A 19,963-nucleotide genomic window follows, 5' to 3' on the forward strand; every position below is an offset into this window, starting at 1 on the left:
CAGGTGTCACACTCCGTCAACGGCGCGACGGCAGCCTCCTGAGCGCTGAGACCAGAGGCGCCGCAGAGCAAAACTGCAAGCAGGACGCCTGCCCTCATGCGGGCACGGGGGCTGAGGCGAGGTAGCGAACGAGCGGCGCGTAGGACTGCGCCGCACCTGCGTTTTCCAGCGCGAGATAGTCGAGTGCGGCGACCTCATGCTGGGTCAGGAACCGCAAGCGGGTTTGATCCGCCTCTGGCCCCATCGCCTCGAGCGCCTCGAACGCCGCGAGATAGGCGGGGTATGTGCGGTTCATCTCATCCAGAAGCCCTGCCCATGTGGCGGGCGCGCGGCGCGCCTGCTCATGACCGCTCATGGTCAGGCTCTCGACCGACCGGGGCGAGAGGGCGTACTGCGCGATGAGCGGTGCGACACCCTGGGCCGCGTGGCGTTCGACCTCGGCCAAGAGCGTGAGGCGCTTGTGCTGCGCGGGGTCGGGAAAGCGGCGGGCGAGACCCTCAAAATAGGCCTCCCCCTCGATTTCCTCCTCGTAATAGAGCAAGAGCTTGGCAAGATAGGTTTGGTCCGGTTGGGTCATATCGGCTGTTCTCCTGTCGTCCAGGCGGCACCACCGGGCGCGCCCACGTCGATCCGGTCGTGTTTCATCGGCAGGTCGGGATCAACCGGAGCGTCCAGTTCCTGCGCATAGCGGTGCCCGGCATGAACCGCTGCCGCGATGATCGCCGGGGCCTCACAATCGCCGATGCGTGTGAGGGTGAAGGGGAGCGGACCGGCCAAGGCGCGCAGATCTTGGTAAAGCCCATCCTCGGGACGCCGCGCGCTGACCATCACGAGATGGGTGGCGGGCAGGGTCAACTCTGCCCCGCCATAGGCGCAAGGCAGGACGACCGCGCGCCCGTCAAAGCCCGCTATCTCGCGCGCAGGCTCGAACCGGACGCCAAGGCCTTGCAGATGGCTTCGCACCCGCCAGCGTTCGGCGGTATTGCCCGCCCAGCGCGACAGGCTGTCGTCGGGGGTGGTCAGGGTCACGTCAAGCCCCGCCGCGCGCAGGTGCTCGGCCACGACGCCGCCCATGTAATAGCCGTCGCCATCATAGACCACGGTCGGCCCATCCGGCAGGCGACCAGCCATGATATCGTCGGGCGTGAGGATATGCGCCTCCGCCGCGCCCTCGGCCACGGACTGAAACACCTCGCCGTCGAACACGTCCGTGCGCCAATGGGCGCCGGTGGCGATGGCTACATGATCCGCGCCCACATCCAGCACGTCCTGCGCCGTCAGGCGGCTTTCGCGGAAAATCTCGACATTGGTCATGTCGCGCAAGGCTTGCTCGCGGTAGTCGCGCACGCGGATATATTCGCGCATCCCCGGCAAAGACGCTTCGCGCAGAACGCGCCCGCCCAGATCGCGCGTGGCCTCGGCCAGCGTCACACGGTAGCCGCGTGCGCCAAGCGCGCGGGCCGCCTCCAGCCCCGCCGGTCCCGCCCCGACGACGAGCACATGCGCCGCGCTGCCCTGTGGCGCGATGCGTTCGGGATGCCAGCCACGCCGCCATTCCTCGCCCATGGTCGGGTTTTGCGTGCAGCGAATGGGCACGCCCAGACTGTCGCCGGAATAGCAGATATTGCAGCCGATACATTCGCGGATCGCTGACAGCCGACCCTCCTCAATCTTGCGCGGCAAGAACGGATCGGCAATCGAAGGCCGCGCCGCACCGACGAAATCCACGATGCCGCGCTTGACCTGACTGGCCATCGTATCGGGCGAGGTAAAGCGGCCCACGGTCACGACGGGCTTGGTCGTGACCGATTTCACCCATGTCATATAGGGCTCCAGCGCGCCCTCCTTGACAAAGCGCGAGACACCCATTTCCAGCGAATAGTCAGCGATGTTGATATCCCAGAGGTCGGGCAGGTCGGCCAGCATCGCGAACATGTCGCGCCGCTCTCCCCAGACCGGGTGCCCGTCGCGATCCGCCTCTTCATCCGCTGAAAACCGCACCGCCACGGCGCAGCGGTCGCCGACCGCGTCTTTGGTCTCGGAGATCAGCTCGCGCACCAGACGCACCCGGTTTTCAAGGCTGCCGCCATATTCATCGCCCCGCGTATTCATGCGCGGGTTGAGGAAATTCGAGATCAGATAGCCATGGGTGGCATAGACATAAACGATGTCAAAGCCCGCGTCGCGGGCGCGCAGCGCGGCGCGTTTGTGCCAGTGGCGGAACTGGCGGATATCGGATTTGTCCATGGCGCGGGTCTGATAGGGGTGTCCGGCCAGATTGGGCAGCGAGGCCAGATCCATCGGCGGCAGGCGGGTCATCATGTTGGGTGTGCGCGCGCCCCCATACCAAAGCTCTGCCCCTGCCAGCGCGCCATGCGCATGCACCGCCTCGGTCATCAGGGCATGGGCGCGCACGTCGCTGTCGTCCCAGAGCGAGGCGGAGGGGTGCGGCAGGTCATCCGAAGTGGGGTGGATGGAATTGTATTCGGTGCAGACCACGCCCCAGCCGCCCTCGGCCTTGACCCCGCGCATGGCCGCAAGAGTGCGCGGGCGCATCCAGCCCATGCCGGTGCAATGCGGCACCTGATAAAAGCGGTTGGGCGCGGTCACGGGACCGATGCGGACCGGCTCGAACAGGATGTCGTGGCTTGGGTCTCTGCTCATCTGCGGCGCTCCATTTGAACCAGCCGTCCCGCTGTCTCTTGCTGCGGCAGCTCGAAATGGCGGGGAAAGGCGAGGGCCAGATAGGCATGCACGTTGGCCCGCGCCGCATCCCGGTCAAAGGTATCGGGATACATCAGGATATTGAGCCAGAGCCCGTCATAAAGCCCTTCAAGGGTGCGGGCGATGGTCGTGACCGGCTGGCCAGAATATCCGCCCTCGTCTGTGATCTGCTGGCATAGCCCCAGCGACAGGGCAAAGCGTTCGTCGTCGATGGCATCCACCAACGCGCGATAGACGGTGCGCCGCCCCGCCTCGCCAAAGAACGCATACCAGACAGCCAGCTTCCTGCGCGTGCAGATATTGGAATGGAAATGCGAGTCCACAATCGCCAGAAGTTTGTCGCGCGCGCTCAGCCCCGCATCCTCATAGGCGCGGCGCCAATGGTCATGGTGTTCGCGCGACAGAAATTTCAAGGTTTCCTCAAGCAGGTTCTGCTTGCTTTGGAAATGGAAATTGACCAGCCCGATGGAGAGACCGGCAATGTCGGTGACAGTCGACATTGTGGTGCCCGCGATTCCGTATTTCGCAATGGAATCGATGGTCGCCTCGATCAACTGTCTGCGCCGGACCTGTTTGGGTTCGGTGCGGCGGGGCTTGCCGGGATCGGGCGAGAGCGGGGGTGCGGTCCTTTGCATGGGTGTGTCGGGGTCACGTCCGTCGTGCGGCCTGCCCCTCTCCTTTGATCAATCGGTCTCGAGAATGACGATGGCCTCGGGCGACCACGAGAGCCAGAGCGTTTGGCCCTCGGGTGCGTCCTGCGCACCGATCAGGCGATGCGTGTTCGGCGAAGACACCGCGACCGGCTCTTCCTTGCCGGGGATGCTCAGGTAATACTGGCTGCGCTCGCCCATATAGGACGCGGTGCGCAACGCTCCCTCAATGGCGAGGCCGGTGTCCGGTCGGGTCGGTGAGAGGCTGAATTTCTCGGGTCTGAGGCCAATCTGCACCGGCGCGCCATCGGGTTTGGTGAGCTCAGCCGTCGACATCGGGATGGTGCCCAGCCCCTCGGCCTCGATGGTCGCCATGGCAGAGCCATTGCGCCGGACAGTGCCGCGAAAGAAGTTCATATTGCCAATGAAGCTGGCGACGTCGCGCGTCTTGGGCGTCTCGTAGAGGCCTGCGGGCGTATCCACCTGCAACACCTTGCCCCCTGCCATGACCGCGATCCGGTCCGAAAGGGTCAACGCCTCTTCCTGATCGTGGGTGACAAAGACAAAGGTGATGCCGACCTGTCGCTGCAAGGCGCGCAATTCAAGCTGCATCTGCTCGCGCAACTGCTTATCGAGCGCGCCCAAGGGTTCGTCGAGCAACAGCACCTTGGGCCGCAGGATGAGCGCACGCGCCAAGGCGATGCGTTGGCGTTGGCCGCCCGAGAGCTCGTTGGCCTTGCGATTGCCATAGCCCGGCAGCTTGATCAGATCGAGCATGTCCTCGACCATTTCCGCGCGACGGGCGGCGGACAGTTTCTGTTTGCGCAGGCCATAGGCGATGTTGTCGCGCACGTTGAGATGCGGAAAGATCGCATAGCTCTGGAACACCATATTCACCGGGCGGTGATGCGGCGGCACGTCCGACATCAGTTGATCGTCGATGAAAATCTCGCCCTTCGTGGTGGATTCGAACCCCGCCAGCATCCGCAAGAGCGTGGTCTTGCCACAGCCCGAGGCCCCGAGGAGGGAAAAAAACTCGCCCTGCCGGATATCCATGGACACATCGTCGATGGCCTGAAAGGCACCAAAGGATTTGCTGACTTTGCGGATGGATATGAACCGGTCGGCGGATGCCATCTCTGAGGTGCCCTTCATTCTTGATCCTCCAGCCCCTTGCGCCCGACCCATTGCGCGACAAAGACCAGAGCGAACGAGACGAACAGGATCAGCGCGGCCATGGCCAGCACCGAGGGGAATTCCTTGGGAAAGCGCAATTGCCCCCAGATATACATCGGCAGGGTCGGATCGGTGCCGGTCAGAAAGAACGCCATGATGAATTCGTCAAACGAGATGGTGAAGGTCAACAAGAGGCTGGCCACGATCCCCGGCATGACCATCGGAAAGGTCACCCGCCAGAAGGTCCACCAGCCGTTTTCCCCCAGATCGGCCGAGGCCTCTTCGATCGAGGGATCGAAGCCTTCAAAGCGCGGCAAGAGCGTGGCCACGGCAAAGGGCAGGCAGATGATGAGATGTCCCAGTCCCACCGTGTAGAGCGAGAGCGGCACGCCCAACCGGCTGAGCAGGACCAGGAGCGCCACGCCAAAGATGATGCCGGGAATGACCAGCGGCATCATAATGAAGGTGACGAGCGCCCCCTTGCCCCTGATCCGGGTGCGGGTGATCGCGCGCGCCGCCATCACGCCCAGCACGGTCGAGATGACCGAGACCACCAGCCCCACCTTGACGCTGTTCCAGAGTGCGTTCCACACCGGCTCGCGCGTCCAGAGTTCGCCATACCATTTGACGGTAAAGCTCTGCAGCGGAAAGCGGACGTAGATGGAGTCGTTGAAGCTGAAGAGCGGGATAAAGAGCACCGGCACATAGAGCACGATCAAAAAGATCACCGCGTAGAGTTGCAGCGCCCGGTTGGGGCGTTTGATATAGCTGCTCATGTGATGCGCCCCTGTACCTTGCGCGTGACGAGCAGAAACACCAGCGCCACTGCCGCAATCCACAGCATCAGCACAATCGACAGCGTGGCCCCCATCGGCCAATTGTTGACCGCGCCGAATTGCAGCTGGATGAGATTGCCGATCATCGCCCCATCCGGCCCGCCCAAGAGCGCGGGGGTGATGTAATCGCCAGTGGTGGGGATGAAGATCAGGAACGAGGCCGCGATCACCCCCGGCATCGACAAGGGCAGCGTGACGCGGAAAAATCGCGCCATCGGTCCGTCACCCAGATCTGTCGCAGCCTCCAGCAGCGATTTGTCGATCTTTTCCAGCGACACATAGAGGGGCAGGATAGCAAAGGCCGCCCAGGCATGCGCCAGCGTGATGATCACCGCCGTGGGGCTATAGAGCAAGAAACTGAGCGGCGCGTCGATCAATCCCGCCGACATCAACCCGGAATTGATCACGCCCTCATACCCAAGGATCACCTTCCACGCGAAAACCCGCAAGAGATAGCTGGTCCAGAATGGCAGGGTCATCAGGATGATCCACATCATCTTGTTTCTGTGGACGTGAAAGGCGACGTAATACGCCATCGGATAACACAGCAGCACCGTGACCACCGTCGCCACGCCGGAAATCCAGAAGGACCGCAGCATCAGCGCGCCATAAATCGGCTCGTTCCAGCTTCGGCCGTAGTTGGCGAGCGTGAGCGTCGTGTCAAACCCAAAACCCTGACGGGTCCAGAGGCTGATCACCAGCAGGATGAAAAACGGCACCACGATGCCAAAAGTCATGATCACGAGCGTGGGCGCCATCATCAGATACCCGCGCGCGCTCTCGCTGCGGCGCAAGAGGCGCAGGAGGGGCGAAGCAGGGGCGCGGGGTGGCGCACCTGCTGACCGGCGTTTCGGTAATGAGGTTTCGGTCATCCCTGCGCGGTCTCCTCGATGGGCGGATCAAGAGGCTCGCCCGCCGGGGCGGGCGGGCGGTGCAGGCGGGGTCAGAACCCGGCCTTGATCTGCTCGAAGAGCTCGTTCATCTGGGTTTCCCATTCCTGCGTCTGCGGCTGCTGGAAATGCCCCGCATTCAGGATCTCGACCGGGTTCTTGCTCAGGCCCAGCCCCACCAGGGTTACTTCGTCGAACTTGTCGAAGGCCTTGCTGTTGGAATGTCCATAGCCCCAGTCGTTGATCATGAAATGGCCAGTCTCAACGCTGAGCAGCGAGTCGATCACGTCATAGGCGCGGTCGAGATTGGGCGCGTCCTTGTGGATCATCACGCCGCAGACCCATGTCAGCGCGCCCTCCTTTGGCTTGGCGAACTTGACCGGAATACCCTCGGCCTGAAGCAGCACCGCAGAGCTGTTCCAGGTCATCGAGGCCACCATTTCCCCCGCCGAGAGCGCCTGTTCCAGCGTGGTCGTGTCGTCGGTATAAAGGCGGATCAGCGGGCGCTGTTCGCGCATCACGGCGGCAATCTTGTCAAAGGCTTCGGGCGTGTCGATATTGGCGAAATCCACCCCCGCCTTGATCGCCCCGCACCACCACGCATCCCCGCCCGAGGCCAGCGACCCCAGCCGCCCGGAATAGCGCTCGTCCCAGAGGATATCCCAGCTTTCCTCGCCCTCAATCTCCACAAGATCTGTGCGATAGGTGACAGAGGTCTGCCCCCAATCAAACGGCGCCATCCAGACCTTGCCCGCCTCGGGGTCATTGCCCGGAAGATCGACCAATTCGGGAATCACATCGCCCCAGTTGGCGACGCGTGATGTGTCAATCGGCTGAAACAGCCCGGTCTGAACCCAGCGCGGCATCGACTGGTTGCAGGGGTGCGAGACATCGACGACAAAGCCGCCGCGCATCTTGGTCAGCGCCTCTTCCGAGCCGCCGAAAATGGCGAAATTCGGCAGTGCGCCGTTCTTTTCCTGATAAGGACCAAAGAGTTCGGGGATGTCATAGCCCCCCCAGGTGAAATAGGTGGCCTGATCGCCCTCGGCGGCACGCGCACGCCGCGCAGGCAGCGGCACCGTGGTCATCGCCACCCCCGCCGCAAGCAACCCCTTGGTGAATTTCCGACGGCTGAGCTTGCCTTCGCGCACAGCGCCCAATTGGTCCAGAATGTCCATGAAGTCCCAGTCTCCCCTGTTGGCGCGGGCCCACCTTGGCGGTGAGTCCCGTCACGCAATCATTAGCGTTGCATGCGTCCGGCGATCACTTTGGGCAGTTGACATTTGCCGTCGCTCGGGCATGTCATTGAATGGTCATTCAATCATTTCAGGGTTTCCTGAATCGAGTCAAGAGTTTTGCGCGCCCCCTGCCCGCGACGCGACGCGGATGATCCGAATGACCGAAGATTAAGCAGATCACGGCAGGCCGGACATATGATTTTCAAGGAGACCACCATGAGCGATACGACCGGGATCATCCGCCTAAGCCCGACGGGGCCACATGACCTGACGCCGCTAGCGGTTGATGCGGCTGACTTTCAAACCCCGCCTGAGGCGCAAAACCTGCATGTCTGCTTTGCCGACGAGACGCTCGGCCTCAGCGTGGGGATCTGGGATACGACGAGCATGCAAGAGGCGTTCGGCCCCTATCCGGGCGATGAGTTCATCGTTGTGCTCGAGGGCGCTTTCCGCCTGCTGGATGACACAGGCGCGGGTGTGGCGGCCAAGGCGGGGCAGTGTGTGGCCATCCGCAACGGCATCCCGGTCAGTTGGCGACAGGACGGGTATCTCAAGAAATTCTACATGACCTACAAGGACCCACGCGCCACATCCCCGCAGGATCTGACGGCGGAGGGGGGCGTGATCGTGCTCTCGCCCGACATGAGCCTGACCGATGCCGAATTGATGGAGGACACCAGCACGCCGCAACGTGACCGCATCCTCTACAGCAATGCACACGGCAATTTCGATGTCGGGCTCTGGGATACGCAAGTGCTCAATACCGAGTTGGAGCCCTTTCCCTATCACGAAATGGCGCAGGTTCTGGAGGGCGAGGTCACTCTGACCGAAGCGGACGGCACGCGGCATCATTTCACCGCTGGCGATGTGTTCTTTATCCCGGCGGGCACGCCCTGCATCTGGCACGTGCCAAAATACCTGCGCAAATTCTACGCGGCGCTTGATCCCGCAAATCGCCCCGAGGGGTGATCCATGGCCGGCCCACTCAAACGCCGCACCGTGCTGGCCGGTTTGACGATGGCCGGTGCCACCTCGTCTCTGGCGCAGACGCGTCCGACCAATCCCGATGTGATCATCATCGGCGCAGGCGCGGCGGGTCTCTCTGCCGGGCGGGCGCTGCGGGACAAGGGCAAGACCTGTCTCATCGTCGAGGCGGCTGGACGCATTGGCGGCCGCGCCTTCACCGAGAGCCAGAGCCTTGGGCAGCCGTTCGATCACGGGTGTTCGTGGATTTCGGGATCAAACCGCAATGTCTTTACCGGATTGGCGCGCGACAGGGGCTTTACCCTCGTCAATCACACCGATGCCGAGGATCATATTTTCGGTCTGGCTGGAAAACCGGCGACTGACGCGGAGTGGGCCGCCTATGACCGGGCGTGGGGGGCCATTGAGCGCGCCCTCGAGCGGGCCGGAGCGCAGGGCAAAGACGTGGCCGCAGCGTCGGTCATCCCGGATCTCCCCTTTGGGGCGACCATCCAATCCTGGATCGGCGCGATGGACCACGGCGTCGATTTCGACCAGTTGTCCACCGTTGATTACTGGGAAGGTGCCGAGGATCAGCCCAGCTATCTGGTGCGCGAAGGGCTAGGGGCGGTGGTCGCCACCTTGGCGCAGGACCTTCCCATCGTGCTGAACAGCGCAGCCCATACCATTGACTGGTCCGGGGCCGGTGTGACGGTCGAGACCACACAAGGCACGTTGCGCGCGCGCGCCTGCCTGATCACCGTGTCCACTGGCGTGCTTAATGCCGGGCGCATCCGCTTTCGCCCCGCCCTGCCCGATTGGAAGCTGGAGGCGGCGGCGGATATTCCCATGGGCCTTCTGGTCAAGGTGCCGCTGCTCTTTGACGGGGCGCGGCTGGGTCTGACGGAAAATGCCTGGATCACCTATCAAATCCCCGAAGATCGCGCCGGTGAGGCCTGTTACTTTGTCGCGTGGCCCACAGGACATGACTATATCTTTGGCAATATCGGCGGGCGTTTGGGCTGGGAGCTGTCGCGCGCCGGTCAGGAGGCGACTGTTGACTATGCGCTGGAGCAGCTTGTGCGCCTTGTGGGCAGTGATGCCCGCACGCATTTCCTGCGCGGGTTGGCGACGGATTGGGCAGAAAACCCCCTGACCTATGGCGCCTATGGCGCGATGCGTCCGGGACAGAAGGGCGCGCGCAAGCGGCTGGCAGAGCCCTTGGCCAAACGGCTCTATTTCGCGGGCGAGGCGATGGGCGGAGCGCATCGCACTCTGGTCAATGGCGCCTATGAAAGCGGCAAGGCCACCGCGCTCCGCATCGCCAAAGACCTAAATTAGGTGGGCATCGCACCAGAGAGCGGCAAATCCGGCACCAACCGCGACAGGCACACTTTGCTCGCGGCAAGGGCGCGTTGCCGGTCATAGCTGTCCGGGGCCAGATGCAAGCGCTGCCAATAGCCATCGGTCAGCGATTCCATCCATTCGGCCAGTTGATCCGCCTCGGTGGATCGGGCCTCGGGCAAAAGCTGCGCCCAGATTTCGGACAGGACCGCGTGCCGTGTGGCATCGAACTCTGCCGCCACCTCGGCATAGTGGCCGGTAAAGCGCAATTCGCCCCAGAAGGCGAACCAGAGTGGCAGCACATCGGGGCCACAGGCCTCGGCACTGAAATCCGCCGCCAGCAGGGCCATCAGCCGGTCGAGCGGCGCATCGCCCGCCGCCGCCAGCGCCCGCATCCACAGGCTCTCGTAGCCTTCATAGAGATCGCGCAGCGTTTCGGTGAGCAAGCCGCCCTTGGACTTGAAATAGAACACCGCCACGCCCTGCGACAACCCCGCCTCATCCGCGACGGTGGCGAGTGTGGTGCGCGCCAGACCATGCGTCAGGATCGACCGCCGCGCCGCATCCAAGAGCTGCCTGCGGCGGCGTTCGGCATTCTCCTTGCGCTCTTTTCGCGGTTTTCTGGTCGTCACCTCGCCCACGTCTGACCCTTTGTCCGGTGGTTTCCCCATCCATGCCACAGGCGGTGCGGCACGTCAGCCCAAAAATATTTATTTGAGCGCTCAAAAAAACTTTACGCCGAATTCGGCTTTGGCTAGGATGACGACAGGAGCAACGCCATGCGACCCCAATCCTCATTTGACGCCATCATCATCGGCGCGGGCCATAACGGGCTGACTGCCGCCGCCTATCTGGCACGCGCCGGTCGTCAGGTGCTGGTCGTGGAAAAGAACGACTGGATCGGCGGCGCGGCGGTCAGCCGGTCGCTGCACGAGGGCTGGACCTATTCCAACTGCTCGTATGTCTGCTCGCTCTTGCGGCGCGAGATTGTCCGCGATCTCGACCTGCCGAAGTATGGCCTACAGGTGATCCCCTACGGGGGTGGTGCCAGTTTCACGCCTGAGGGCGATTACTTCGCTTATTATTCGGATCATCACGCCCTGCACCGCGAAATGGCGCGCCACTCGCCCCGCGATGCCGATGCCTATCCGCGCTATGCGCAGATGATCCTGCGGCAATGCCGGTTCATCCGCCCCTTCCTCTTGCGTGATGCACCTGATCCCGCCTCGCTGCGCCCGCGCGATCTGGGCGAGATGGCCTATATGGTGAAACAGGCGCATGGGCTGGGGCGCAAGGAGCTTGCCGAAACGTTGCGGTTCTGGACCATGTCCATTGGCGATCTTCTGGACGAGCATTTTGAGAGCGATCTGATCAAGGCGCATCTGGCCGGGTCGGGCATCATCGGCACGGGGCTAGGCGTCTATTCGCCGGGCACCGCCTATGTGCTCTTACATCATTACATGGGCGATATCGACGGCGGCATCGGGGCCTGGGGCTTTGCCCGGGGCGGAATGGGGGCGATTTCAAATGCGCTCGGCGCGGCGTTTGAGGCGGCGGGCGGCACCATTCATGTTGGCGCAGGTGTTGCGCAAATCCTCGTCAAAGAGGGGCGTGTGACCGGCGTGGCGCTGGAGGATGGCACCGAATTTCATGCGCCGGTCGTGGCGTCGAACATGGATGTGAAACGCACGTTCCTGAACCATGTCGACCGCGCCGCCCTGCCCGAGGACTTCACCCGAGCGGTGGAGCGGTTCAAGATCCGCGGTTCCTCGGCCAAGCTCAACATCGCGCTCGACCGCCTGCCCGCCTTTCCCGCCGCGCCCGCGCATGCCAGCTTTCTGCGCGGCGACCTGCATGTGTCCCAAAGCCTCTGGGAGTTGGAGCGCGCCTATGACGACTGGAAGGCCGGGCGCTGGTCGGCGCGCCCCTATATCGACATGCTGATTCCCAGCCAGATCGACCCGACCATGGCCCCGCCCGGCAGCCACATGATGACGGTCTTTGTACAATACGCGCCCTATGATCTGGCGTCCGAGGGCCAGCGCAGCGGCCAGAACTGGACGGACGCCGCGCGTCATGCGCTGGCCGAGACAGTGCTTGATCAGATCACCATCGCCTGCCCGGATATCCGCGAGCGTATTCAGCATATGGAGGTCCGCTCGCCGCTGGAGTTGGAGACCGAGGTGGGGCTGACCGAGGGCAATATCTTTCAGGGCGAGTTGACCTTTGATCAGCTTTTCTTGAACCGACCCGTGCCCGGCTATTCCGGCTATGGTTCGCCCATCGGGGGCCTCTATCTGTGCGGCTCGTCCGCCCATCCGGGCGGCGGGGTGATGGCGGCACCGGGGGCCAATGCCGCCCGCGCCATCCTGCGCCGCGAATGGCCCCGCGCCCCGCGCAAGGGCTATGCGGCATGAGCGCCACGCGCACCTTTGACAGCGTCGTGATCGGCGGCGGGCTGAATGGTCTGGCGGCGGCGGGGGTGCTGGCGCGGGCGGGGCAATCGGTCTGCCTGCTGGAGCGCGCGCCGCATCTGGGCGGCATGGCCGCCCCCGATGCCAGCGGCGCGCCGCGCATGGCGCATCTGCTCTATAATCTCAACCCATCGGTGCGCCGCGATCTGGGGCTGGGTGCCCGCGATTGGCCGTTCGAGAGTGTGGCGCTCCCCACTGTGGCGCTGTCCGAGGATGGCCGCCATGTGGTCACGCAAGGCTCAGTTGTGCGCTTTGCCGATGGCGGCCCCCATCCCGATGCGGCGGCCTTTGCCGCGCTTACCGAACGGCTGACCACCTATGCCGCGCTCTTGCGGCATCTGGCCGAGGCCGCCCCGCCGGGGGGCGATGCGCCCCTGCTCTCGCCGGATCGGATCAAGGAGATATGGCGCTTGGGCCGCATGGGCCTTGGCCTGCGCCGCTTGGGCAAGCCAGAGATGCGGCGGTTCCTGCAAATCCTGCTGTCGAATGCCTATGACCTCATTCTTGATGAGATCCCCGATGGCCCTCTTGCGGGCCTCTTGGCGGCGGATGCGGTGCGCGGGGCGGCGGCGGGGCCGCGCGCACCCGGCACGGTCTTTGGCCTGCTCTACCGCATGGGGCATGGCGGCGGCGCAAGCCTGCCAATGGGCGGCATGGCCGCGGTGATCGACGCCTTTGCCGGGGCGGCCGAGCGGGCTGGGGCGGTGATCGTGACGGATTGCGGCGTGGCGCGTATCCTGACCGATCAGGACCGCGTGACAGGCGTGATCACCGACCGGGGCGAGACATTGCAGGCCGCCCGAGTTCTGAGCAGCAGCGGCGCGCGGATCACCGCAGAAATGACAGGGCTCGCGCATTTCGACATCGAAACCTCCCGCCGCCTGCGCCATATCCGCGCGCGCGGCACGGCAGCCAAGATCAACCTCACGCTTTCCTCTTTGCCCGCGATTCCCGGCTTGCCCGATGATCTGCTCTCGGCCCGCATGGTGATCGCGCCTTCTGCAACCTATGTCGAAGAGGCGTTCAACCCGTCGAAATACCGCGAAATGTCGCCTCATCCGGTGATCGAGGCGCTCTTGCCCGGTCAAACGGACCCTGCCCAGCGTGGGGCCACAGGCCATGCCCTGTCGCTGATCGTGCAGTATGCGCCGGTCGATCTGGCGGGCGGCTGGGATGACGTCGCGCGCGACGCCTTGCTCCAGACCACGCTCAAAACACTCACCCGCTATGCCCCCGGCCTATCCGACCTCGTGATCGGGGCCGAAGTCATCCCGCCCGACCGGATCGAGGCCGAGACCGGCGCGCCGGGCGGGCATTGGCATCATGCGGAAATGAGCCTTGATCAGCTTCTCACCCTGCGCCCCGCCATCGGCATCGGACGCTATCGGATGGGACCATCAGGGCTTTATCTCTGCGGGGCCTCCGCCCATCCCGGTGGCGATCTGATGGGGCTGGCGGGGCGCAACGCGGCGCACGCAGCCCTCCGAGGCGCGCCATGAGCATCGCCACCGATCCCAAGCTGGGCCTCATCGACGGGCCGGTGCATCCCCGGCTTGCCGCGCTCAACCGGGCGCAGGGCTGGTATGGCTGGGCCGGATATGCGGCCCCGTCCATGCTCGACACGGTGGAGTTCGAATATTTCGCCCTGCGCAATCAGGCCGCGCTCTTTGATATCTCGCCGCTGCACAAATACCGGATCACCGGGCCGGATGCCGCGCGCGTGCTCAACCGCCTTGTCACCCGCGACGTGACCGCGATTCCCGTGGGCCGGGTCGGTTACGCGGTCTGGTGCGACGAAGAGGGCATGGTGATCGACGATGGCACGCTCTTTCACCTCGGGCCCGAGGATTGGCGGCTCTGCTGTCAGGAGCCGATGCTGACATGGCTGTTGGAGGCGGCATGGGGATTTGACGCGAGCGTCCTCGACGAGAGTCGGGAGATTGCCGGCTTGGCCTTGCAAGGCCCGACCGCTTTTGCGGTGCTGTTTGCCGCGGGCCTTGATTTAGCAAATATGCGCCCCTTCGATCTGGCCGAAGTGGAGCCGGGGCTGATGGTGTCTCGCACCGGCTTTACCGGCGATCTGGGATACGAGCTTTGGACCGCGTGGGGCGATGCCCTGCCCCTCTGGGACCGGCTGTGGCAGGCGGGCGAGAACCTCGGACTACGCGCCATCGGCTATGAGGCGGTGAACATCGCCCGGATCGAGGCGGGATTCATGGTCGCGGGCGTCGATTTCCAGCCCGCCCATGCCACCGAACGCCTGCACCGCGGGCACACACCGCTCGAGTTGGGCCTTGGCCCTATGGTCGATTTCACCAAGGGGCATTTCAATGGCCGCCGCGCGCTTTTGGCGGCCGCGCCCCGCAGCCTCTTGATGCGGCTTGATGTCGAGGGGTTCAAACCCGCCCAAGGCGCGCTGATCTATCAGGCCAAGCGGCGTGAGGTCGGGCATGTCACCTCGGGCGTGTGGTCGCCCACCGCCAAGCGCAACATCGCCCTCGCGCATGTGCAGATGCCCTATGCGGCGCGGCACCCGAGCACCCTCTGGGCAGAGATCTACACGCTGGAAGAGGGGAAATGGGATCGCCGCATGGCGCGGCTGACGCCGGTCAAATCGGCGTTTTTCCGCCCGCCCCGCGCCCGCGCCACGCCGCCCGGCAAAACCTGACTTCAGACGGAGAAGACCATGAACACCCACGCCAATACCCCCGCCCCCGATGAGCTGACCCTCTGGGATCGCCGGCACTACCTGCATCCTTGGACCGGCATCCGCGACTGGCGCAAATCCGATCTCTTGCGGGTGAATTCAGCGCAGGGCATCCACATTTGGGACAGCAACGGCAAGCGCCATATCGACGGGCCGGGGGGTATGTGGTGCGTGCAGATCGGCTATGGCCGGGCCGAGATGGCCGAGGCGATTGCGGCGCAGGTGATGGCGATGCCCTATGCCTCGCCCTGGTCCTTTGCCACCGAACCCGCCGCGATGCTGGCGCGCAAACTGGCGGAATTGACCCCCGGCGATCTCAACACCGTGCATTTCACCACCGGCGGCTCCACCGCCGTCGATACCGCCATCCGCGTCATGCAATTCCTCAACAACCGGCTGGGCCGCCCCGAGAAGAAAATCGTGCTGTCGCGGGAGAAGGCCTATCACGGCTCGACCTATCTGGCGGCAACCATGACGGGCAAGGAACGCTTCAAGACAAGGTTCGACAAGGCCGATGATCTGGTGCGATTCCTGCCCGACGTAAACCCCTATCGCCGCCCAGCAGGCATGAGTGTGGCCGATTGGGGCGATCTCAAAATCGCCGAATTCGAGCAGATGATCGCAGAGGTTGGCCCCGACCGCATCGGTGCCTTTATCGCCGAACCGATCCTGTGTTCCGGTGGCGTTGTCGTGCCGCCCCCCGGCTATCACCAACGCACCGCTGAAATCTGTCGCCGCCACGACATCCTCTATATCTCGGACGAGGTTGTGACCGGCTTTGGCAGGCTTGGCCATTGGTTCGCCTCGCAGGATGTGTTCGGGTTCACCCCTGATATCATCACCTGCGCCAAGGGTCTCACCTCGGGCTATGTGCCGCTGGGGGCCTGCATCCTGTCCGATGCGCTGATGGAGCGCTTGGCGGGGGTCGAGGGTGATGATGTGTTCTACAACGGCTATACCTATTGCGGACATCCCGTGGCCTGCGCCGCTGCGCTCAAGAATATCGAGATCATGGAGCGCGAGGATATTCTCGCTCATGTCCGCCGCATCACCCCGCAGTTTCAGGCGCGGTTGCGCGCCATCGGCGAGAGGTTTGACATCGTCGGCGACGCACGCGGCATGGGCCTTTTGGGCTGTCTCGAATGTCGGCCCGACCTCAGCGACGAAAGCTACGCCAAACATCTGCAATTCGGTGCCAAGCTCGATGCCGCCTGCGAGGCGCGCGGCCTCTTGCTGCGCCCCTACGGCAATATGGCGGTGTTTTCACCGCCATTGATTATCACCACAGAGGAGATAGATGAAATGTTCGATATCATGGAGGCGGGGCTGACCCAACTCAGCGCCGAATACAATGGTTGAGGTCGCGCGCCTGAAGGCGGACGCCGACGCGGGCACCGTCGCCGACACCCTGCTCAGGGATGGCGGCGTTGTGGTCAATGCGGTGGCGGGGGCCGATCTGCTGGATCGCATCACCGCCGATCTGCGCGGGCCGTTCGATGCGCAGGGGCATAAGTTCGCCAATGATTTCAACGGCTACAAGACGCGCCGTCTGGGCAGTATCCTCAAGATTTCCGAGGCGGCGGCGGATATTCTGGCACATCCGCTGGTGATGGACGTGGCCGACCGTGTGCTCAAACGTCATTGCATCAATTACCGCATCGGCTCGTCCACCGCGATCGAGATCCTGCCGGGGGAAAAGCCGCAGGTGCTCCACCGCGACGATGATTTCTACCCAATCCGCATTCCGGGCGTGGAATTCCAGCTCTCGGCGATGTGGGCACTGGATGATTTCACCGCCGAGAATGGCGCGACGCGCGTTGTGCCCGGCTCTCAGGATCTGCGCCCGATCAAGAGCATCACCGAGGATCAGATCACCCAAGCCGTGATGCCGCGCGGCTCGGTGTTGTTCTACCTCGGGGCCACGGTGCATGCGGGCGGCGCCAACCGCGCCAATGCGCCGCGCAAGGGGCTGATCACCACCTATTCATTGGGCTGGCTCCGGCAGGAGGAAAACATGTATCTCTCGGTGCCCAAATCCAAGGCGGATAAATACCCCGACGCCGTGCGCCGGTTGTTGGGCTATCAGGGCCACGGGCGCAATCTGGGCGTCTACCCCGGCGATCCCGATGGCTATTGGTTCGACGCCTGAGCCCGCCATTCGGCCCGGGTCATCTCGAACCACGCCACATCGCTGGCATAGGCCCGCGCCGGGCCGCAATCGCGCAGTCCGCATTTGCGCAGCACGTTTTGCGAGGCGCGATTGTCCGGGTCGGTGCAGGCCACGACCTGCGCCAAGGCCGTCTGTTGAAACGCAAAGCGCAGCAGCCGGGCGCAGATTTCGGTGGCGAATCCCTGCCCCCATGCGCCGGGTTTGAGCAGATAGCCCACCTCGATTGCCGCGTCAGGATAGGCGTCGGGCACCAGTTGCGCCCAGTCCGGTTCCTCGGTCTCGATGGGGATCGGTGTGAGCACACCATCGCCGATCTTTTCGCCAGTCGCACGATCCAGAACGCACCAGATACCCAGCCGCCCACCGGCACCGCGCCGGAGCGCGTTGGGCATGTGGGCGCGCGCATCCGCTTCGGTCAGCGCGTGACCCACAAATCGCATCACCGCAGGATCGCAGAGCAAATCAAGACACAAATCCTCGTCCTCCGAGGCCCAAGGCCGCAAGCGCAGACGTGGTGTGTCAAGCACCAGCGCGCGTCGCTCGATAGGCACGATCATCCCGGCTTGCGACCCCGGATATGGTGCGGGCAATGCTCGCCCGACCGCACAACCGGCACCATCGCGGTCCATGTCTCGATCTGATGCGCGATGAACTCCGCGCCATGCCGCGCCTCCCATGTCGCGCGGCGCGGGCCTGACAACTCCTGCAATTCCGCCACCGCAACTTGCGCATACCACGGGCTGCGGTCCACCAACGCCACATCGACAAACCCCGCCGCCGTCAGCGCCGCGCGGTAGCGCGCGGGCGAGGCCATGGCGAAATCGAGCGCCTCAAGGGCGATGTAATGCGCCATTTCCGGCGAGGGCGCGCCGTCATGCGCGCGCAACCAGTCCGAGGCCGCAAAGATACCGCCGGGTTTCAGCACCCGAAACACCTCGGCCGCGAGCGCCTCCTTGTCGGGGATATGGATGATCGAATCCTTGGAGAACACCACATCAAAGCTCTGATCCGCATAGGGAAACGGCCCCGGCGTGACCTTGTCGATGGTGATCTGCCCCGCCAGCCCCGCCGTATCGGCACGGGCGCGCGCAGCGGCGCATACCGGGTCTTCGACGTCGATACCCGTGACATGCGCCGCGCCGTGGTCGCGCACCAGAATGACCGCAATCGCCCCTGACCCACAGCCGATGTCGAGCACCCTTGCCCCTGTCAGATCAATCCCATCCAGAACCCTCGCCACTTCCTCCGGGCCACCGGGGGACAGAAATCCCTCGCCCCAAAGCTCCTCGAGAAAGCCGATATGGCTCTGATCGTAGAGAATATCTTCTGACATGCGCAGCCCCCGACTGAATACCCATTCAGCCGAGTATTCCGCGAACGGGGCTGTCAGGCAAGCCCTCTGCCTCAGAGTTGCCCCGCCGCGTGTAGCCGGTCCCATGCAAAGCGCAAATAGCTGCTGCGAAACGAATGCCCGCCCGGATGCAGACAGAAATCGAGCACGTCGCCCGTGGTATTGCGACCGGTCTGACACTCGAGATCCTCGAATTCCATCTCGCCATTCGGGCGGAAGCCGCCCAGCGCCTGATACATGTCCAACGAGTCGGCCACATCGCCCTGGCGCGTCTCCAGAATAGGCCGCCCGGCCAAGGGCACCGTCGGATCAGTCGTGCCGTGAATATGCACAAGGCTCGCCGCAGGCGTGGCGCAGGTCTCGGGCGGTTTCATCCAGAAGGTCCCGGAAATCGCGGCAAAGCCCGCGAACCGCTCTGGCATGGTGCAGGCGAGGTTCCAGACCATCATGCCGCCTGCGGAAAATCCCGCCGCCATCAACCGCTTGGTATCAATCGGAAACCGCCGCGCGGCATCCTCGATCACCGCCTCGACATAGCGGAATTCCACCGATCCGTCGCTGTCCATATGGCGCGGCGCGTAGGGAATCACCCAGTCATCATCAGCAGATTTGAGCGCGATCAGCGCCAGCCCCATATCCGACACGACCTGACGCAGGTTCTGGTTCTGCATCACCGCCGCCGCCGATCCGCGATAGCCATGGGCAAAGACCACAGCCCCTACCGGGCCGCCCGTCTGCCCCTCGGGCATGGCAATGCGGTAATGCCGGTCGCCCAGCATGCAATCGGTATCCGGCCCGCAGGCCAGCGCGGGCCCCGTAAGTGCCGAAAATGTCAGCAAAATTGCAAAAACCCGCATCGCGCCCTCCTGAAACCGACTGGCCGTAACCTGTGCCTAACCCTGACAGAGGCAAGTCACAAGCGCGTGGCGCGTGGCCCCTGATCACGCGGTTGTGATCGGAGTGCCCGGTGCGGATCAACCCTTTGGTAACGGCAATGCGCTTGGATGGATACCAACCTGCCCGCTCACGGAGCCGCCCCATGACACGATTTGCCTTCTTCGCCCTGCTGGCGCTCTGCCTGTTTTCTGGGGCCGGCGCGCAGGCGGAATCCTTGACAGAGGTGCGCACGCAGCTTCAGGCTGCGCTGCAACGCAGCCTGAGCCGGTCGATGATGGATGGCGCGCTGCCGCATCTCGACCTGACCACCGGGCAGTTGACCAAATTCTACCCAACCGAGAATCACGAGATCATCCTCAAGATGGACGAGGTTTATGTCATGTGCGCCACCCTCATCGGTCCCGATGGCAAAGAGGTGCCGGTGGATTACTACATATCGCAAAACGCCGGGCGCTACGGCGTGGTCCGCACCGAGATCGACAACCGCACCCCGCTCAAGGCGCTGATGGACGCAGGCCGCGCCACTCGGCTGGAGTGACCCTG

19 protein-coding genes are annotated in these 19,963 nt (G+C 63.9%); 8 read left to right on the top strand and 11 right to left on the bottom strand.

Going from position 1 to position 19,963, the window contains the following annotated elements; all coding sequences use genetic code 11:
* Positions 1-94 precede the first annotated feature (94 nt).
* From ACSSVY_RS12510 to ACSSVY_RS12540, 7 genes are all read right to left on the bottom strand, one after another.
* The gene (locus ACSSVY_RS12510) at positions 95-577 is read right to left on the bottom strand and encodes a hypothetical protein (protein ID WP_454269893.1); all 483 of its coding nucleotides are present in this window, start codon (positions 575-577) and stop codon (positions 95-97) included.
* On the bottom strand, positions 574-2,664 hold the full coding sequence (locus ACSSVY_RS12515; RefSeq protein WP_454269894.1) for an oxidoreductase: 2,091 nt from the start codon (positions 2,662-2,664) through the stop codon (positions 574-576). The genes ACSSVY_RS12510 and ACSSVY_RS12515 overlap by 4 nt, the downstream gene beginning before the upstream one ends.
* The gene (locus tag ACSSVY_RS12520; RefSeq protein ID WP_454269896.1) at positions 2,661-3,359 is read right to left on the bottom strand and encodes a TetR family transcriptional regulator C-terminal domain-containing protein; all 699 of its coding nucleotides are present in this window, start codon (positions 3,357-3,359) and stop codon (positions 2,661-2,663) included. Before ACSSVY_RS12520 ends, ACSSVY_RS12515 begins: the two co-directional genes overlap by 4 nt.
* A gap of 48 nt (positions 3,360-3,407) precedes the next feature.
* The gene (locus ACSSVY_RS12525) at positions 3,408-4,529 is read right to left on the bottom strand and encodes an ABC transporter ATP-binding protein (RefSeq protein ID WP_454269897.1); all 1,122 of its coding nucleotides are present in this window, start codon (positions 4,527-4,529) and stop codon (positions 3,408-3,410) included.
* Entirely contained in the window at positions 4,526-5,326 is an 801-nt protein-coding gene (locus ACSSVY_RS12530; protein WP_454269899.1) for an ABC transporter permease, read from the bottom strand. Before ACSSVY_RS12530 ends, ACSSVY_RS12525 begins: the two co-directional genes overlap by 4 nt.
* Positions 5,323-6,258 (bottom strand): ABC transporter permease, encoded by a 936-nt coding sequence (locus tag ACSSVY_RS12535; protein ID WP_454269901.1) that lies wholly within the window; start codon positions 6,256-6,258, stop codon positions 5,323-5,325. The genes ACSSVY_RS12530 and ACSSVY_RS12535 overlap by 4 nt, the downstream gene beginning before the upstream one ends.
* Before the next feature lie 71 nt (positions 6,259-6,329).
* Positions 6,330-7,454, bottom strand: coding sequence for an ABC transporter substrate-binding protein (locus ACSSVY_RS12540; protein ID WP_454269903.1), 1,125 nt, complete (start codon positions 7,452-7,454; stop codon positions 6,330-6,332).
* Between the two features lie 276 nt (positions 7,455-7,730).
* On the opposite strand from ACSSVY_RS12540, the gene ACSSVY_RS12545 reads away from it, so the two are divergent.
* Positions 7,731-8,483, top strand: coding sequence for a cupin domain-containing protein (locus tag ACSSVY_RS12545; RefSeq protein ID WP_454269905.1), 753 nt, complete (start codon positions 7,731-7,733; stop codon positions 8,481-8,483).
* A 3-nt stretch (positions 8,484-8,486) separates the two neighbouring features.
* Positions 8,487-9,818, top strand: a complete 1,332-nt coding sequence (locus ACSSVY_RS12550; protein WP_454269907.1) for a flavin monoamine oxidase family protein — start codon at positions 8,487-8,489, stop codon at positions 9,816-9,818.
* Here the strand turns inward: ACSSVY_RS12550 and ACSSVY_RS12555 are convergent.
* Positions 9,815-10,453, bottom strand: a complete 639-nt coding sequence (locus tag ACSSVY_RS12555; protein ID WP_454269909.1) for a TetR family transcriptional regulator C-terminal domain-containing protein — start codon at positions 10,451-10,453, stop codon at positions 9,815-9,817. The genes ACSSVY_RS12550 and ACSSVY_RS12555 overlap by 4 nt on opposite strands.
* Positions 10,454-10,600: 147 nt before the next feature.
* On the opposite strand from ACSSVY_RS12555, the gene ACSSVY_RS12560 reads away from it, so the two are divergent.
* The 5 genes from ACSSVY_RS12560 to ACSSVY_RS12580 are packed head-to-tail and all read left to right on the top strand — an operon-like array spanning position 10,601 to position 17,151.
* Positions 10,601-12,238: a phytoene desaturase family protein gene (locus tag ACSSVY_RS12560; RefSeq protein ID WP_454269910.1), complete on the top strand. Its 1,638-nt coding sequence runs from the start codon at positions 10,601-10,603 to the stop codon at positions 12,236-12,238.
* The gene (locus tag ACSSVY_RS12565; protein WP_454269912.1) at positions 12,235-13,794 is read left to right on the top strand and encodes a phytoene desaturase family protein; all 1,560 of its coding nucleotides are present in this window, start codon (positions 12,235-12,237) and stop codon (positions 13,792-13,794) included. The genes ACSSVY_RS12560 and ACSSVY_RS12565 overlap by 4 nt, the downstream gene beginning before the upstream one ends.
* Positions 13,791-14,963, top strand: coding sequence for an aminomethyltransferase family protein (locus tag ACSSVY_RS12570; protein ID WP_454269914.1), 1,173 nt, complete (start codon positions 13,791-13,793; stop codon positions 14,961-14,963). Before ACSSVY_RS12565 ends, ACSSVY_RS12570 begins: the two co-directional genes overlap by 4 nt.
* A gap of 18 nt (positions 14,964-14,981) precedes the next feature.
* Complete coding sequence (locus ACSSVY_RS12575) at positions 14,982-16,361, top strand: aminotransferase (protein WP_454269916.1); 1,380 nt, start codon at positions 14,982-14,984, stop codon at positions 16,359-16,361.
* Positions 16,354-17,151 carry a phytanoyl-CoA dioxygenase family protein gene (locus ACSSVY_RS12580; RefSeq protein ID WP_454269917.1) on the top strand — a complete coding sequence of 266 codons (798 nt, stop codon included), beginning with the start codon at positions 16,354-16,356 and terminating at the stop codon, positions 17,149-17,151. Before ACSSVY_RS12575 ends, ACSSVY_RS12580 begins: the two co-directional genes overlap by 8 nt.
* On the opposite strand, the gene ACSSVY_RS12585 is transcribed toward ACSSVY_RS12580, so the two are convergent.
* From ACSSVY_RS12585 to ACSSVY_RS12595, 3 genes are all read right to left on the bottom strand, one after another.
* Positions 17,133-17,729, bottom strand: a complete 597-nt coding sequence (locus ACSSVY_RS12585) for a GNAT family N-acetyltransferase (RefSeq protein WP_454269918.1) — start codon at positions 17,727-17,729, stop codon at positions 17,133-17,135. The genes ACSSVY_RS12580 and ACSSVY_RS12585 overlap by 19 nt on opposite strands.
* Entirely contained in the window at positions 17,726-18,505 is a 780-nt protein-coding gene (locus tag ACSSVY_RS12590) for a methyltransferase domain-containing protein (RefSeq protein ID WP_454269919.1), read from the bottom strand. The genes ACSSVY_RS12585 and ACSSVY_RS12590 overlap by 4 nt, the downstream gene beginning before the upstream one ends.
* 71 nt (positions 18,506-18,576) lie before the next feature.
* Entirely contained in the window at positions 18,577-19,380 is an 804-nt protein-coding gene (locus tag ACSSVY_RS12595) for an alpha/beta hydrolase family esterase (RefSeq protein ID WP_454269921.1), read from the bottom strand.
* 182 nt (positions 19,381-19,562) lie between these two features.
* Here ACSSVY_RS12595 and ACSSVY_RS12600 point away from each other — a divergent pair, with 182 nt between their 5' ends.
* Positions 19,563-19,958: a hypothetical protein gene (locus tag ACSSVY_RS12600; protein ID WP_454269923.1), complete on the top strand. Its 396-nt coding sequence runs from the start codon at positions 19,563-19,565 to the stop codon at positions 19,956-19,958.
* Positions 19,959-19,963: the final 5 nt, after the last annotated feature.

The organism is Roseovarius sp. MBR-51 (assembly GCF_053628575.1).